The sequence below is a fragment of the Commensalibacter sp. M0268 genome, from assembly GCF_016101925.1.
In the GTDB taxonomy this organism is placed as follows: Bacteria; Pseudomonadota; Alphaproteobacteria; order Acetobacterales; family Acetobacteraceae; genus Commensalibacter; species Commensalibacter melissae.
Genome location: NZ_JACFPQ010000001.1, coordinates 691,423 through 706,091 on the forward strand (window position 1 = coordinate 691,423; position 14,669 = coordinate 706,091).

Annotated in this window: 18 protein-coding genes; 14 read left to right on the forward strand and 4 right to left on the reverse strand. The window is 38.2% G+C overall.

Annotated features, from left to right (window positions below; translation table 11 throughout):
* The first annotated feature begins 1 nt into the window (after position 1).
* From trpD to H3R28_RS03145, 5 genes are all read left to right on the forward strand, one after another.
* Complete coding sequence (gene trpD, locus H3R28_RS03125) at positions 2-1,078, forward strand: anthranilate phosphoribosyltransferase (protein ID WP_198208828.1); 1,077 nt, start codon at positions 2-4, stop codon at positions 1,076-1,078.
* A 12-nt stretch (positions 1,079-1,090) separates the two neighbouring features.
* A complete protein-coding gene (gene trpC, locus H3R28_RS03130) occupies positions 1,091-1,948 on the forward strand; it encodes an indole-3-glycerol phosphate synthase TrpC (RefSeq protein ID WP_122123602.1) in 858 nt (285 codons plus the stop codon).
* Positions 1,949-2,004: 56 nt separating this feature from the next.
* On the forward strand, positions 2,005-2,940 hold the full coding sequence (gene lipA / locus H3R28_RS03135) for a lipoyl synthase (RefSeq protein WP_155580427.1): 936 nt from the start codon (positions 2,005-2,007) through the stop codon (positions 2,938-2,940).
* 40 nt (positions 2,941-2,980) lie between these two features.
* On the forward strand, positions 2,981-3,415 hold the full coding sequence (locus H3R28_RS03140) for a type II toxin-antitoxin system RatA family toxin (RefSeq protein ID WP_122123600.1): 435 nt from the start codon (positions 2,981-2,983) through the stop codon (positions 3,413-3,415).
* 187 nt (positions 3,416-3,602) lie between these two features.
* Complete coding sequence (locus H3R28_RS03145; RefSeq protein WP_198208827.1) at positions 3,603-4,049, forward strand: hypothetical protein; 447 nt, start codon at positions 3,603-3,605, stop codon at positions 4,047-4,049.
* A 67-nt stretch (positions 4,050-4,116) separates the two neighbouring features.
* Here H3R28_RS03145 and H3R28_RS03150 read toward each other — a convergent pair whose 3' ends face one another.
* The 3 genes from H3R28_RS03150 to H3R28_RS03160 are packed head-to-tail and all read right to left on the reverse strand — an operon-like array spanning position 4,117 to position 7,260.
* The gene (locus tag H3R28_RS03150; RefSeq protein WP_122123598.1) at positions 4,117-4,626 is read right to left on the reverse strand and encodes a CinA family protein; all 510 of its coding nucleotides are present in this window, start codon (positions 4,624-4,626) and stop codon (positions 4,117-4,119) included.
* Positions 4,627-4,660: 34 nt separating this feature from the next.
* Positions 4,661-6,634 (reverse strand): lytic transglycosylase domain-containing protein, encoded by a 1,974-nt coding sequence (locus tag H3R28_RS03155; protein ID WP_198208826.1) that lies wholly within the window; start codon positions 6,632-6,634, stop codon positions 4,661-4,663.
* A gap of 26 nt (positions 6,635-6,660) precedes the next feature.
* Positions 6,661-7,260, reverse strand: a complete 600-nt coding sequence (locus tag H3R28_RS03160; protein WP_155568122.1) for a YjbE family putative metal transport protein — start codon at positions 7,258-7,260, stop codon at positions 6,661-6,663.
* 124 nt (positions 7,261-7,384) lie between these two features.
* Here H3R28_RS03160 and purB point away from each other — a divergent pair, with 124 nt between their 5' ends.
* The 9 genes from purB to H3R28_RS03205 all read left to right on the forward strand — a co-directional run bounded on the left by purB (position 7,385) and on the right by H3R28_RS03205 (position 14,262).
* Positions 7,385-8,737 (forward strand): adenylosuccinate lyase, encoded by a 1,353-nt coding sequence (purB, locus tag H3R28_RS03165; protein ID WP_198208825.1) that lies wholly within the window; start codon positions 7,385-7,387, stop codon positions 8,735-8,737.
* Positions 8,738-8,874: 137 nt separating this feature from the next.
* Positions 8,875-9,645: a phosphoribosylaminoimidazolesuccinocarboxamide synthase gene (gene purC, locus H3R28_RS03170; RefSeq protein ID WP_198197647.1), complete on the forward strand. Its 771-nt coding sequence runs from the start codon at positions 8,875-8,877 to the stop codon at positions 9,643-9,645.
* Complete coding sequence (purS, locus tag H3R28_RS03175; protein ID WP_155565471.1) at positions 9,642-9,884, forward strand: phosphoribosylformylglycinamidine synthase subunit PurS; 243 nt, start codon at positions 9,642-9,644, stop codon at positions 9,882-9,884. Before purC ends, purS begins: the two co-directional genes overlap by 4 nt.
* Positions 9,881-10,282 carry a Rap1a/Tai family immunity protein gene (locus H3R28_RS03180; protein WP_110438010.1) on the forward strand — a complete coding sequence of 134 codons (402 nt, stop codon included), beginning with the start codon at positions 9,881-9,883 and terminating at the stop codon, positions 10,280-10,282. Before purS ends, H3R28_RS03180 begins: the two co-directional genes overlap by 4 nt.
* On the forward strand, positions 10,282-10,980 hold the full coding sequence (gene purQ / locus H3R28_RS03185; RefSeq protein WP_155566818.1) for a phosphoribosylformylglycinamidine synthase subunit PurQ: 699 nt from the start codon (positions 10,282-10,284) through the stop codon (positions 10,978-10,980). Before H3R28_RS03180 ends, purQ begins: the two co-directional genes overlap by 1 nt.
* Complete coding sequence (purL, locus tag H3R28_RS03190) at positions 10,980-13,190, forward strand: phosphoribosylformylglycinamidine synthase subunit PurL (protein WP_198208824.1); 2,211 nt, start codon at positions 10,980-10,982, stop codon at positions 13,188-13,190. Before purQ ends, purL begins: the two co-directional genes overlap by 1 nt.
* 2 nt (positions 13,191-13,192) lie before the next feature.
* Positions 13,193-13,420: a BolA/IbaG family iron-sulfur metabolism protein gene (locus tag H3R28_RS03195; RefSeq protein WP_155566816.1), complete on the forward strand. Its 228-nt coding sequence runs from the start codon at positions 13,193-13,195 to the stop codon at positions 13,418-13,420.
* Positions 13,421-13,444: 24 nt separating this feature from the next.
* On the forward strand, positions 13,445-13,774 hold the full coding sequence (grxD, locus tag H3R28_RS03200; RefSeq protein WP_155565467.1) for a Grx4 family monothiol glutaredoxin: 330 nt from the start codon (positions 13,445-13,447) through the stop codon (positions 13,772-13,774).
* Positions 13,775-13,896: 122 nt separating this feature from the next.
* Positions 13,897-14,262: a hypothetical protein gene (locus tag H3R28_RS03205; protein ID WP_198208823.1), complete on the forward strand. Its 366-nt coding sequence runs from the start codon at positions 13,897-13,899 to the stop codon at positions 14,260-14,262.
* Here the strand turns inward: H3R28_RS03205 and H3R28_RS03210 are convergent.
* The gene (locus tag H3R28_RS03210; RefSeq protein WP_155566814.1) at positions 14,259-14,654 is read right to left on the reverse strand and encodes a YraN family protein; all 396 of its coding nucleotides are present in this window, start codon (positions 14,652-14,654) and stop codon (positions 14,259-14,261) included. The genes H3R28_RS03205 and H3R28_RS03210 overlap by 4 nt on opposite strands.
* Positions 14,655-14,669: the final 15 nt, after the last annotated feature.

Genomic DNA, 14,669 nt, shown 5'->3' on the forward strand with positions numbered 1-14,669 from the left:
TTTGTCTTTTACACATATTTTACAACAAGCCTTACAAGGACAAAAGTTTTCTACGGAAAAGTCCTATGAAATTTTCGAGCATATATTTTCTGGTAATGTTCCAAATGCTCAAATAGCGGCTTTTTTAATAATATTACGAATGCGGGGTGAAACGGTTGAAGAGCTTTTAGGGGCTGTTCAATCAATGCGTCAACGCATGCTGTCCATAAAACTGATTGATGATGAAACAATTGATGTATGTGGAACAGGCGGAGATGGACGTAGCACTTTGAATATTTCTACTGCTGTCAGTTTTGTTCTGGCCGCTCTTGGAATACCGGTTGCCAAACATGGAAATCGGGCACAGTCATCCAAAAGTGGTGGTGTTGATGTACTATCTGCTCTGGGTATTATGCCAGAGGATGATTTTGAAGTTATTGAAAATAATTTGCGTGATAATAAATTGGCTTTTTTATCGGCCTTTATTCATCATCCGGCTCTTAAAGAAATTAATATCGTACGTAAAGAACTTGGAATTCGGACTATATTTAATTTACTGGGTCCTTTATCCAATCCGGCAAATGTTTCATATCAAATGATTGGGGTATATCATGAAAAATGGTTGTATCCTCTAATCAAGGTCTTGCAAAAACTGGGTTCAAAACGGGTATGGGCTGTTCATGGGTTTATTGATCCCAATAAATCCGAACACGGTGTTGATGAAATTACGTTGGCAGGACCATCAACGATACTGGCCCTGGAAAATAACAGGATTGTCCCGGTTGATTTAACATTATCCACTATGGAAGCGGCCGGTCTGAGATATACCCCACTTACAGAGATACAGGGTGGAACACCTTCCGAAAATGCGAAGGCATTGCTGGATCTTCTTTATGGTGAAAAAGGTGCCTATCGTGACACAGTCTTGATAAATACCGCTATTGCGCTACATATTGTAAAAGGTTATTCTTTGATAAATTCACATGGTGAAATTGATCCTTGTATCTTGAAGAGACTTATAAACCAAGCGTCTGAAGCGATCGATAGCGGTAAGGCTTTATCAGTTCTTCGGGCCATACAAAATGAAAACCATTTTTAATTAGACAATATCATGAATGACGAAGAAAAATCCAATTCCGTTTTGAATGCCATTTTGCAATCTGAAAATCATCCCTCTGATGTATTGGAGCGAATTTGTGCAAGAACAAGGGCCGAAGTTGCAAAAAGGGCGGAAATAAAATCCTTCAAGGATATTATTCGAGAAGCAAAAAATAAAAATACGCCAACTCGCGGTTTTGCTAAAATAATAAAAGACCAGGTGGCAAAAAAACAGATTGGATTAATTGCTGAATGTAAAAAAGCGTCTCCATCTGCAGGAATTATTCGTCCTGACTATGATCCGGCGATGATCGCGGTTCAATATGAAAATGCAGGAGCTTGTTGTTTATCCGTTTTGACAGAAAATGCATATTTTCATGGAAATAATGAGGATCTCAAAATTGCAAGAGATGCTTGTTCCCTTCCTGTTCTACGTAAAGATTTTATTCTTGAACCTTATCAAGTTTACGAAAGTCGCGTGATTGAAGCAGATTGCATCTTATTGATCATGGCCGCACTAAAAGATAAGGAAGCGGCCGCCTTACTGGAATTGGCTACATGTTTGGAGCTGGATGTGCTTGTAGAAGTACATGACAGGGAAGAATTGAACAGGGCGCTGGCATTGGATGTTTCTCTTATTGGCATCAATAATAGAAATTTGAAAACCCTTAAAACGGATATATCGATAACTCAACATCTTGCTCCATTGGTTCCTCCTGACCGTATTATTGTTTCAGAAAGTGGATTAAAAACGTTTGAGGATATTCAGGCTGTCCAGAAAGTTGGAGCTGGTGCAGTATTGGTGGGTGAAAGCCTATTATCACAAAAAAATGCAGGGGCAGCGGCCAGAAATCTATTAGGAATTAAATAAAATTGTTTTATGTTGTTTTGCGTATCTGTTTTTTACAATCGGGAATATGATCTAAAATGACTGTAAAACGTATTGTAGTTCGTCATCAGACAGTTTTATCTGGTGAGAATATTGCGAAACTTCCTAAACCGGCGTGGATTAAAACAAGGATTAAACATAGTTCCAGTTTTAATGAAACGGATACCTTGCTTCAGAATTATCAACTAAATACCGTTTGTGCAGAGGCTGCTTGTCCAAATATTGGTGAATGCTGGTCAGAGGGTCACGCAACAGTAATGATTTTGGGAAGCATTTGCACAAGAGCATGTAAGTTCTGTAATGTTGCAACGGGAAAACCTGACCCAATTGATCATGATGAACCATCAAAAATTGCTGATATGGTTCAAAAATTAAAATTGCGTCATGTTGTAATTACATCTGTTGATCGTGATGATTTAAAAGATGGTGGGGCCTCCCATTTTGCAAATGTTATCAAGGCTATAAGAAATATTTCTTCAACTGTTACAATTGAGGTGCTGACACCTGATTTTCTTAGAAAAGATGGGGCGTTGGCTGTTATCAGCGCAGCCAAACCCGATGTTTTCAACCATAATATGGAAACGGTTCCACGTTTATATCCATCCATTCGTCCAGGCGCCCGTTATTTTCAATCAATGAGAATTTTGCATGAGGCAAAAATACTGAATCCGTCCATATTCACAAAATCGGGGTTAATGCTTGGTCTGGGAGAAACAAAGGAAGAAATCATTCAGGTTATGGATGATTTAAGATGTGCTGAGGTAGATTTTTTAACGTTGGGTCAATATTTACAACCCTCTTCCAAACATGCACCTGTTGTGGAATATGTTCATCCTGATGAATTTAAAGAATTGGAAAAATTGGCTAAATCAAAAGGTTTCTTAATGGTAAGCGCTTCTCCTTTAACACGTTCATCCTATCATGCCGATGCAGATTTTACGGTATTGAAACGTAAACGGTATGCATTGCATTAAGCTGTTGTGTATATAATAAAATATTCTGGAGTGATGATCGATGCCTACGCATACCGAACAACGTTTAATTAACCATACACCCGAACAAATGTTTGATCTGGTTGCCGCGGTTGATTTATACCCAGAATTTTTGCCTTGGTGTAACGGAGCGTATATTCGATATAAGGATAGTGAACTTTTACTCGCTGATTTAAAAGTCGGTTTTGGACCTTTTACCGAGGTATTTGGTAGTCGTGTTGAGTTATATCGTCCTGATAAGATTGAAGTGACCTATGATCGGGGTCCCTTGAAATATTTAAGTAATCATTGGGTTTTCCTACCCGATGAAAGAGGGTGCACAATTGATTTTTTTGTCGATTTCGAGTTCAAGTCAAAGCTAATGCAAAAAGCTATGGGATTGATCTTTCATGAAGCGGTCCAAAAAATGGTTTCCGCTTTTATCAAGCGTGCCGATGATATCTATGCAACAGCATAATAATTTTTTATTATGGATGCCAGTTTAAGCCCATAATGAGGGATTATTTACTTTCCTGATTGTAGCTATTTAAATGATAATAAAGTATAATGAAATTGTGACTAATAACACAAATAAACATGAACTGATTTTTATTAACTAAAAATAAAAATTAAAATGTTGATTATATATATTAAAGGATAGAATCATGAATTCTACATTTAAATTATCTCTAATGGCTGCTGCTTTTGCCTTCGCTTTACCTGCTACAACAATGGCGGCAACGCATGGTCATCGTGCTTCTCATGTTGCCAATCATAAAGTAAGACATGGTAAGTCTCATAAATCGAGACATCATCATTCTGCCTATAATCAAGATAAAGACAGCCAAAATCAAGCCACGCGTGATTTGAATGCCCGTAGCTTGCAGACTGCACAATCAGTAAATCGTGATCCCAACACTGGTGTACTTGCTCCACAAAGTCCAGCGGGTCAACAACCCTCAACACCTGTTGTGGGACAACCTCCTATGCAGTCCTCTCCCTCTGTAAATGGACCAGTTAACGCTTCGGCACCTCCTACAATGGGGGCACCTGTTGGACCCGCGAATGCGCAGGGTGCAGTCAATCCAAATAATATGCCTCCTGCAAATTAATTTTATATAAAATTGGTTTGTCAGCAGATCTTTTTAAAATGATCTGCTGATATAAGAAATAAAAAATCTATACCCAAGTAAAATGTTTTTTAATTAATACCAAAGCGTTTATGGTGGCCTGTAATCGAATTTCATCTCGATTACCGTAAAAATTGTTTTTTTGCACAACAGGCTGATGATCTGATTGTTTAAACGCTATCCAGACCAACCCTACAGGTTTATTAAAAGAACCACCATCTGGACCTGCAATACCCGTTACTGAAACAGCACAATTGGCATTGGGTGTTTTTTTTAATGCTCCATGAACCATTTCTTTGGCAACTTGTTCACTGACTGCACCAAATTGGTTTAGGCTGTTTTCTGAAACGTCCAGAATATTTTTTTTCATTTCATTGGAGTAGGTGATCAGTCCACCCTCAATATAGTGCGAAGAACCTGCTAAATTGGTGAGACTTGAACAAATCAGGCCAGCTGTACAACTTTCAGCTGTGACAATTTTTAAAGGAAATTTTTGTGATAGCAAAGCGATATCCTGACAAAGCTTATCACATTTATTTTTCAATAATGTCATATTCATAAACAAATTCCCTTCATTGATAAACTAAGAGGCTCTATTTATTTATATTGGTTTGGTAAATCATTAGATTTTCCATTACATGCTGAACATAATTTCTTGTTTCGGTATATGGAATCATTTCAATCCAATCTATCATATCAGTATAAGTTTGTACTGAATTATTTTCTGATGAATTTAACCAGTTTTTCACACGGTTGGGTCCAGCGTTATAACTCGCGATTGTGAAAATGAGATTATTATCAAATCTTTCCATCAGTTTTGCTAGATAGGCGGTACCCAAACGAATATTGTTGTCAGCAACAATAAGATTGCCAGGGTTACCCATATTGAGGGGTATTTTTTTCTGATGACACAATTCACGAGCGGTTGAGGGAAGAAGCTGCATAAGACCATATGCATGGGCACGACTAACAATAACTGGATTAAAGCTACTTTCTTGGCGCATAATTGCCAAGGATAAACCCGGTGGCAATCCTTCGTTTGCAAGTGATTCATAAGGTCTTGGCCAGCCATTTTTCAAAAATATGTAACCTTTTGCTGCTGCTTGACGAGATATGGTTACAGCATTGTCCGGTAAATGTATCTGATTGGCATAATTTGCATTAATGATCTGATTTGCAATATCAAAATGTAATTTGTTATAGGCTGCTAAAAAAGGACGGGCATGATTATAATCACCCTGTTCAATCAAAATTTGAGCCGCTTGTATTAACTCATTGTTTTTAAAAAAAATATATTGAGAATTGGAAGAGGAAGCTTCCTTGATATTGGTAAGATATGTTTGAAGAATTTTTTGTAGGGAATTTGGATTTAATAGTAAATTCTGAACATTCAAATGGTGTAGTTGAGCAATGGAAAGCTGTCCATAGAATGTAACCGGATATTTAGAGGCCGCCTTCCATGCCTGGTTTGCCTCATTGTTATTATTATTTGCTTGATAGGCACGTCCAAGCCAATAATATCCACGAGACTTAATTGATATGTTATTGGATTGAATTAATTTTTTAAAATAATCTATTGATTTTAAAGCATTATTCAGTTTTCTTAATTGTATCCACCCCCCCAAGAATATTTCATCTTGTTGACATGAGGATGGATTGCAACAGGCATCCGTAATTAATGAAGCCGCCTGTTTAATATTATTATTTTTCAAAAATTCACGAATAAGATTGTTTCGCTCTAACCAAAAACGTTTTTGGTTTGATTTCAATTCTTCATTTAATCCTGTAAACCGCCAATATTTCAAGGCTTCTTCTTTGCGGTTCTGTAACCGTAACCATCTTAGACGATTGTATATTAAACTTGTATCATTTAAATCGGATTTTGAAAGTTTACTTAGGTAATTTTCCGCATCTAGTTGTTTTTTTCTAAACGCAAGACGTGCCAAAGCCAAATTGCTTTGTTCGGAGGTAAGATACTTAACCTGACGGGACGCTGCAAGTGTTAAACCCGCGTTTTCCAGCCTATCAAATCGGTTCCAATTGTCTTGTTTGGTGAAATATTGTTTATAAGCAGATAAAATATCTTGTTCATCAGCAGGTAAATTGATGGAGAATATCCATGCTGATCGAGCTTTTTGAATTAATTCAGGTTTAACCTCAGTTTGTTGTGCACAAAATTTAAGAGCAGATGCCTTTTTTATGGATTGGGTTTTACAAATGTTTGAAACGGCATTTTTATCTGTCTCATTCAAAAGTTGCTTTTGCATACGATCTAAGAGAACATTTTGATTGGGCCATGTCGGATTGTTGGTTATGAAATCAGCATAGGTTGTTGCTGAAAAGTCATTTGTCTGAAGTAATTGTAAGTATAGATTGATCTTATCGTTTATTTTGAGATTTTTGCCGGTTTCGTGAGATAAAGAAACGGCCAGTTTTTGTGAAGGAGAGACATGACTGGATCTTGTTTGCACTGAATGACTCTGGCTGCAGCCAATAGATGATAAGGATATAAAAGTTAAAATTGAAATGAAAGGTATTTTATTTTTGTTATTAATCAAAAAACTCATTAAAATTATCCTTATAAGTCTAAAATTTAACCCAATAGATTGTATAGCTGCACACCACCTTTATAGATAAGTTCGATAGCAACACTTAAAATAACCAATGCACCGATCCATGCAAGCCATTTATAACGGTTCAATAATTTTGCGATATAGGAAGCTGCCATTCCCATCAAAGTAACGGACAGGAAAATTCCTCCCGCCATTAACCATAAATTGTTTCCTGCAGCACCTGCAACACCTAAAACATTATCGAGACTCATTGAAATATCTGCAATAATGATACTTCTTATGGATTTTTTTAAAGTATTATGAATCGGTGGGGTGATATTGTGTTTATCATGATTGGAATTTCTTATTCCATCAACTATTTCCCAGCAGACCCATAAAAGAAGGAAACCACCGATCAAATTCAGTCCGGGGATCTTTAGGAGATACTGTACAACAAGAGCAAACATTATCCGGATAATTGCGGCCGCTCCCAATCCCCAGAATATTGCTTTCTTTTTCTGACTTTCGGGTAATCCATTCACCGCCAGACCGATTGCGATGGCATTATCTGCTGCAAGCGTTATATCAAGCAGGATTATCCGAATAAGACCGATAAAAATGGAAAGGATATAATCAAGCATCGGGAATTAATTACTTTCATGATGATTTAACTTAATTTTATTCAAAATAAGGCTGGACGAATTATATAAAATCTATGATATAAACTTTTTTTAAGCTATCGGAAAGAAGAAAGGAAACCAGAGAATGATTCCACGTTATAGCCGTCCTGAAATGACTTCTATATGGGATGCTGAGAATCGTTATCGTATTTGGTTTGAAATTGAAGCTTTGGCTTGTGAAGCAATGTCGAATTATGGGTATATCCCGGCGGATTCAGCAAAAAAAATTCGACAGAATGGGGATCACGCAATGGCCACATTCAATAAAGAGGATGTCCAGGCTATTGATGCAATCGAAGCCAAGGTTCGTCATGATGTTATCGCTTTTTTAACATGGTTGGCAGGAAAAATAGGGGAGGATAGTCGTTTTGTTCACTTGGGAATGACATCTTCTGATGTGTTGGATACATGTCTCTCTGTTCAGTTGACACAAGCTGCTGACCTTTTGATAAAAGATCTTGACCGAGTTCTTGAAGCTTTAAAGAAGCAGGCTTATGACCATAAATATACCATGACCATTGGTCGAAGTCATGGGATACATGCCGAACCACTAACCTTTGGTTTGAAATTGGCTGGATATTATGCGGAGTTTAAACGGAACAAGGAACGTTTGACCGTTGCCCGTAAGGAAATTGCCATTTGCGCCATATCTGGTGCAGTTGGTACCTATGCGCATATTGATCCAAGGATCGAGGCTTATGTCGCCGAACATTTGGGACTGCAAAAGGAACTCGTGTCAACACAGGTTATTCCTCGAGATCGGCATGCTGCCTTTTTTTCAACCTTGGCTATTATTGCAAGTTCTATTGAACGTCTAGCAATCGAGATAAGACATTTGCAACGCTCTGAAGTGCGTGAGGCGGAAGAATATTTCCATCCTGATCAAAAAGGGTCTTCCGCAATGCCTCATAAACGCAATCCCATTTTATCAGAAAATTTAACAGGATTGGCAAGAATTGTAAGATCACATGTTATACCAGCACTTGAAAATGTAGCATTGTGGCATGAAAGAGATATCAGTCATTCTTCAGTGGAAAGAATGATTTGTCCTGATGGAACCGTAACTCTTGATTTTGCCTTGAATAGATTGGCAGGAGTTATGGAAAAACTGGTTGTTTATCCTGACCAAATGAAGGCAAATCTTGAAAGTCTTGGCGGTGTTGTTCATTCTGGTGAGGTATTGCTGGTATTGGCCAAGGCAGGTTTATCACGAGAGGCGGCCTATCGTATCGTTCAACGGTGTGCCATGGCTACCTGGACAAAATTGAATACAGCAGATGGAAAAACATTCAGGGAAAATCTGGAAAATGATCCAGAAATCATGGGAAAAATCAGTCCTGAAGTTCTGGATAAAGCCATGGATGGCAGTATGCATACAAAAAATCTTGATTATATTTATGCTAATGTTTTTGGTGAAACCGGGCCTGTACCAGAATAAACGTTCTTGAATAAAAGAGCTTGTAAATCCAGTAATTCTCGCAATATTATAGATTTAAGTTCATATAATATTTGCTTGCATTTCAAGTACTTATTATTTCAATTTATTTTAATCACATTGTAAAATTAAGGGACATGATGACCCGTCGGCGAAAAATTTATGAAGGTAAGGCAAAAATTCTTTACGAAGGACCTGAACCTGGAACAATTGTTCAATATTTTAAAGATGATGCAACGGCTGGTAACGGTGCAAAAAAGGGTACAATCACGGGGAAGGGTGTATTGAATAATCGCATAAGCGAATATTTGATGTTGCAGCTTGCTGAAATTAATATACCTACCCATTTTATCCGTCGTTTGAATATGCGGGAACAACTGGTAAAATCTGTTGAGATCATTCCCTTGGAAATTGTGGTCAGAAATGTTGCGGCGGGTAGTATTGTCAAACGTCTGGGATTGGATGAGGGGAAAAAACTTCCCCGTCCCATTGTCGAATATTATTTGAAAAATGATGAACTGAATGACCCACTGGTTTTGGAAGATCATATTACAACATTCAATTGGGCGACCTTGCAGGAAATGGATGAAATCGTAAGTTATACTTTACGTATCAATGATTTTCTCAGAGGATTGTTCGCGGGTATCGGAATCAAGCTGATCGATTTCAAACTTGAATATGGACGTTTATGGAAAGATGATGAATTTCATATCGTTTTGGCAGATGAAATCTCACCTGATAATTGTCGTTTTTGGGATATGGCAAGTGGTGAAAAACTTGACAAGGATCGCTTCCGTCGTGATCTTGGTAAAGTGGAAGAAGCCTATCAGGAAATCGCCAGGCGATTGAAAATTATTCCTGAAAAAAATTTTGAGGTTATAGAAAGTAGCAATCCGGAGCATATGGAATGAAATTACGTTTGATTATTCAGTTGAAACAGGGTGTGCTCGATCCACAAGGTAAGGCGATTAACCATGCATTGCATAATCTGTCTTTTAATGAAGTAAAAGATGTACGCGTTGGACGTGTAGTTGATCTTGAATTATCTGAAATGTCAGTAAGTGAAGCCAAAAAAAAGGCAACAGAAATGGCTCAAAATTTATTGGCCAATAATGTTATCGAAGATTTTGAAGTCGAGGTTTTATCATGAGTATAGGTAAGAAAATATTATTTACTGTATCCGGTATCGCTTTGTTAATGGCTTGCGCAAATACAACAGTGCAGGCGCAAAGAGTGAGTAAAGTTAAAGCTGCCGATTTTCTGCAATTATGTCAAAAATCACAGACGGTTAGGGCATGTAATATTTATATTAGCGGTATTGCTGATTCTGTCGCATTTTCAAAAGTCTATGCCAAAAATGAAGGCGATCCCAAGGCACCGGCCGGTTTTTGCATTGATCCTTCCGTATCTGGCAATGAAATGCGTCAAAAAGTTATTGATTATATGAAGGCACATCCAGATCAATTGAACCAGCCAGCAGGAGCGACTGTCTTTAGTGCTTTGCATGAATCTTATCCATGTAAAAACGCATCTGTTGGGGTAAGGTAATGAAAATAGGTATCGTTGTTTTTCCAGGTACCAATCGTGAGCGAGATGTTGTGATTGCCTTTGAACAGGTAACGGGTGTAACTCCCGTTATCGTTTGGCATCGTGAAACAACTTTACCTTCTTTGGATATGATCGTTTTGCCTGGTGGATTTAGTTATGGGGATTATTTGCGTTGTGGTGCAATGGCGGCGCATTCACCAATAATGAGAGAAATCTGTGATTTTGCGAATAAAGGGGGATATATTCTTGGAATTTGTAATGGTTTTCAGATTTTGACAGAGGCCAAATTACTTCCCGGTGCTTTGCTACCGAATGCAAGCCTGAGATTTTTATCTCGTGATTGTCATTTAAAGATTGAACGAAATGATACCGCTTTTACATGCGGGTGGAATAAAGGTGATGTTTTCAAGACAGCAACTGCGCATGGAGATGGAAATTATTTTTGTGATTCAGAAACCTTAAGACAGCTTGAAGGAGAGGGACAGATTGCCTTCAGATATAGCTCAGCAAATGGAATTGTAAATCCGGAAGATAGACAGTTAAACCCAAATGGCAGCATTAATGCCATAGCTGGTATTGTAAGTTTGAATGGAAGAATCTGTGGAATGATGCCTCACCCTGAAGATATGGTGAATCCCTTAATGGGAAGTGAAGATGGAAAACCTTTATTCCAGGGTATTATGGAGACCTTGGCTTGATGAGTAAGATACAAAAATTGGTTGTAAATGAAGCTTTGGCAAAACAGTTCGGTTTATCTGCTGATGAATATCAAAAAGTCTTGTCTATCATGGGGCGTACACCCAGCCTGACCGAATTGGGTATTTTTTCGGTCATGTGGTCAGAACATTGCTCTTATAAATCTTCCCGTGCATGGTTAAGAAATCTTCCGACAAAAGCTCCATGGGTTATTCACGGTCCAGGTGAGAATGCTGGTGTTGTCGATATTGGCGAGGGTTTGGCGGCAGTTTTTAAAATGGAAAGCCATAATCATCCCTCTTTTATTGAACCTTATCAAGGTGCGGCAACAGGTGTTGGTGGTATCTTGCGTGATGTGTTTACCATGGGTGCACGACCGATTGCCAACCTGAACGCTTTACGATTTGGTAGCCCCGATAACCCCCAGACTCGTCATATTGTGGATGGAGTGATTCGGGGTATTGGAGGATATGGAAATTGTGTAGGTGTTCCTACGGTCGGTGGAGAAGTCAATTTTCATGAAAGTTATAACGGCAATCCGCTTGTCAATGCAATGACGGTTGGAATTGCAAGAAAAGACCGTATATTTTTATCAGCTGCAGCTGGAGTAGGTAACCCTGTAATTTATGTTGGTTCCAAAACGGGTCGTGATGGCATTCATGGGGCAACAATGGCTTCTGCGGAATTTGATGAGGATTCAGCATCAAGGCGACCTACCGTCCAGGTTGGAGATCCATTTGTTGAAAAATTGCTGATTGAGGCTTGTCTAGAATTAATGGCAACGGATGCCATTGTTGCCATCCAAGATATGGGCGCTGCTGGTCTGACCTCATCGGCTGTGGAAATGGCCGGAAAGGGTGGTGTCGGTATTGAGCTGGATTTGGATCACGTTCCGCAACGTGAAGACCAGATGACAGCATATGAAATGATGCTTTCCGAAAGTCAGGAAAGAATGCTTATGGTCTTGCGTTCAGATCGAACGGAGATTGCCAAGCAAATTTTCGAAAAATGGGAGTTGGATTTTGCCATTATTGGATATCTGACGGATACGGGACGTATTGTTATCAAACATCATAATCAGACAGAAGCTGATATTCCCCTTGCACCCCTGGCTGATAAGGCACCACTTTATAAACGACCATCCTCCAATTATCCTGCACCACAACCTATCGCGCCTTTAAATATTACTATCGATATTGAAAAATCCGTCATAAAGTTGCTGGGTTGTGCCGATTTGGCATCCCGTTCCTGGATATGGGATCAATATGACAGCACGATTGGTGGTCAGACAGTCTATCGTCCAGGACAAGGTGATGCAGCGGTGGTAAAGGTTGATGGTCATCATTTAGGTCTTGCGTTAACAACAGACTGTACACCTCGTTACTGTCAAGCCGATGCCTATCAGGGTGGAGCGCAGGCTGTTGCCGAAGCATGGCGCAACATTACCGCAGTAGGTGCCAAACCACTGGCAATAACCGATAATTTAAATTTTGGTAATCCGGAAAAACCTGAAATAATGGGACAGATTATTGCTGCTATTGAAGGTATGAAAGATGCCTGTAACGCACTAGATTTTCCTGTTGTCAGTGGAAATGTTTCACTTTACAATGAAACACGTAATGCACAAAATGAAAATGTATCGGTATTGCCCACACCTGCCATTGGTGGTTTAGGTGTTATTGAAGATGTTTCAAAATCAGTGGGTAGCGCTTTACAGAAAAATTACAAACTTGTTCTAATCGGTAAGACGGAAGGTCATTTGGGTCAAACGCTATGGCTCAGGGAAATTATGGGACAAGAGGCAGGTTACCCACCACCTGTTGATTTAAATATCGAACGTCTCAATGGTGATTTTGTTCGCACCATTATTAACCAGGGACTAGTTGCAGCTTGTCATGATGTATCTGATGGTGGTCTTCTTATTTCAATTGCTGAAATGGCAATGGCAGGAAATACCGGTTGCACGCTTGATGTTCCTGAAAGTGGTATGCGACCAGAAGCCTATTGGTTTGGTGAAGATCAGGGACGTTATATTGTCATGACTTCTGATGCCGATTTAATTATATCAAAAGCAAAAGAACAGGGTGTTGCTGCAAGATTAATAGGGTATACTGGTGGGGATAGCCTTGTCATGCCATCAGGTGCCATGATTACAATTGCAAGAATGAAAGCTGCGTCCAAGTCCTTCTTTGAAAATTTAATGAAAGTTTAAAGATGAATATTTCAGAAATTAAAGATTGCTTAGTCGAAGTATTTCCTGATGCTATTATTGATGTTGGTGCATTGAAAAATGATGGAAGACATTTCTATTGCAAGATCAGCGCTAAAGAATTTGATGGATTAAGCAAAGTTCAGCAACATCAGCTTGTCTATAAGGCATTGGAAAATTATATGGATAAAGATTTACATGCCTTGGCTTTACAAACGTCTGTATTAAAATAATTTAATCAAGGAATTATACAATAAATGAGTAATCCGTTATTTCAACAAATCCAAAAAGAAATCGATAACAATCCTGTTGTTCTTTTCATGAAGGGTACAGCAGACTTTCCAAGTTGCGGTTTTTCTGCAAAAGTGGTTCATATTCTTTCTGATATGGGCGTTTCCTTCAAGGATGTAAATATTCTTGAAAATGATGAATTAAGGCAGGGATTAAAGGAGTTTTCCAGTTGGCCAACTTTTCCTCAGCTTTATGTCAAGGGAAAGCTTGTCGGTGGTTGTGATATTGTTCGCGAGATGTATGCCACTGGCGAATTGAAAACCCTTTTTCAGGATGAAAATATTATCAGCAAGTAAATAGTAGAATTTTTACAACGCAAGAATAAAAATTCTATTTCATTTCTTTTTATTCTTGCTAAATTATCCTTTAATGTGTTTCTTGATATCTAGGTTGGTATTTGGTTTAAGGGTCTGGGATAATGATAAAAAATGTAAAAGAAACTTTATATTGGGTTTTAGGGGTTACAATATTAGGATGTTCAACGCCTTCTTTTGTTAAGGCACAACATATCGTTACAGAATCGGAAGCTGGTAAGTTAACCCTTGCATCCCTTACGGCTGCACCTATAATACATCATTACCGTCCTGTCAAACGTACTGTGAGAAAATCAAGACATCCAATGCTAAGGAATGTTGCCTATCACACGAGTTCAAAAAAAAGTTATTCATTATTGGTTCATAAAATTTCCTATAGACAAAGAAATCTAGGAAAAATGAGGGTAAGAAACGCTCTATATAATGTTTCATCCCATAAAAAATCTAAAGGTCGTCGCCATCGCAGCTAATAAGCGGTAATATTTTCAAGATGTTCAATTCGATTTTGAGAATCTAGTATAATGTAATCAAATTGAACATTGTTGATATTATTCATATTATATGTTTCAAGATAATAATTCGCTGAATTAATCAATCTTAGTTTTTGTCTATTGGTAAGAGCGAAAAGAGCTTTTCGCAAGGATTTTCTTTTCTTGACTTCCACAAACAATATATAGTCAGCACGTTGTGCAATTAAATCAATTTCACCAAATTGACAGCGGTATCTTTGATTCAATATGTTCCAGTCAAGTTTTTTTAAATAGTTCGCTACTTTTTCTTCAGCAAATAATCCAGCAGAATAATTTTTATTGGTGAAAGAATAAGAATTAAAATCGTTTTGACGATTACTAAATTTGATCATAATTAAAGCATAACA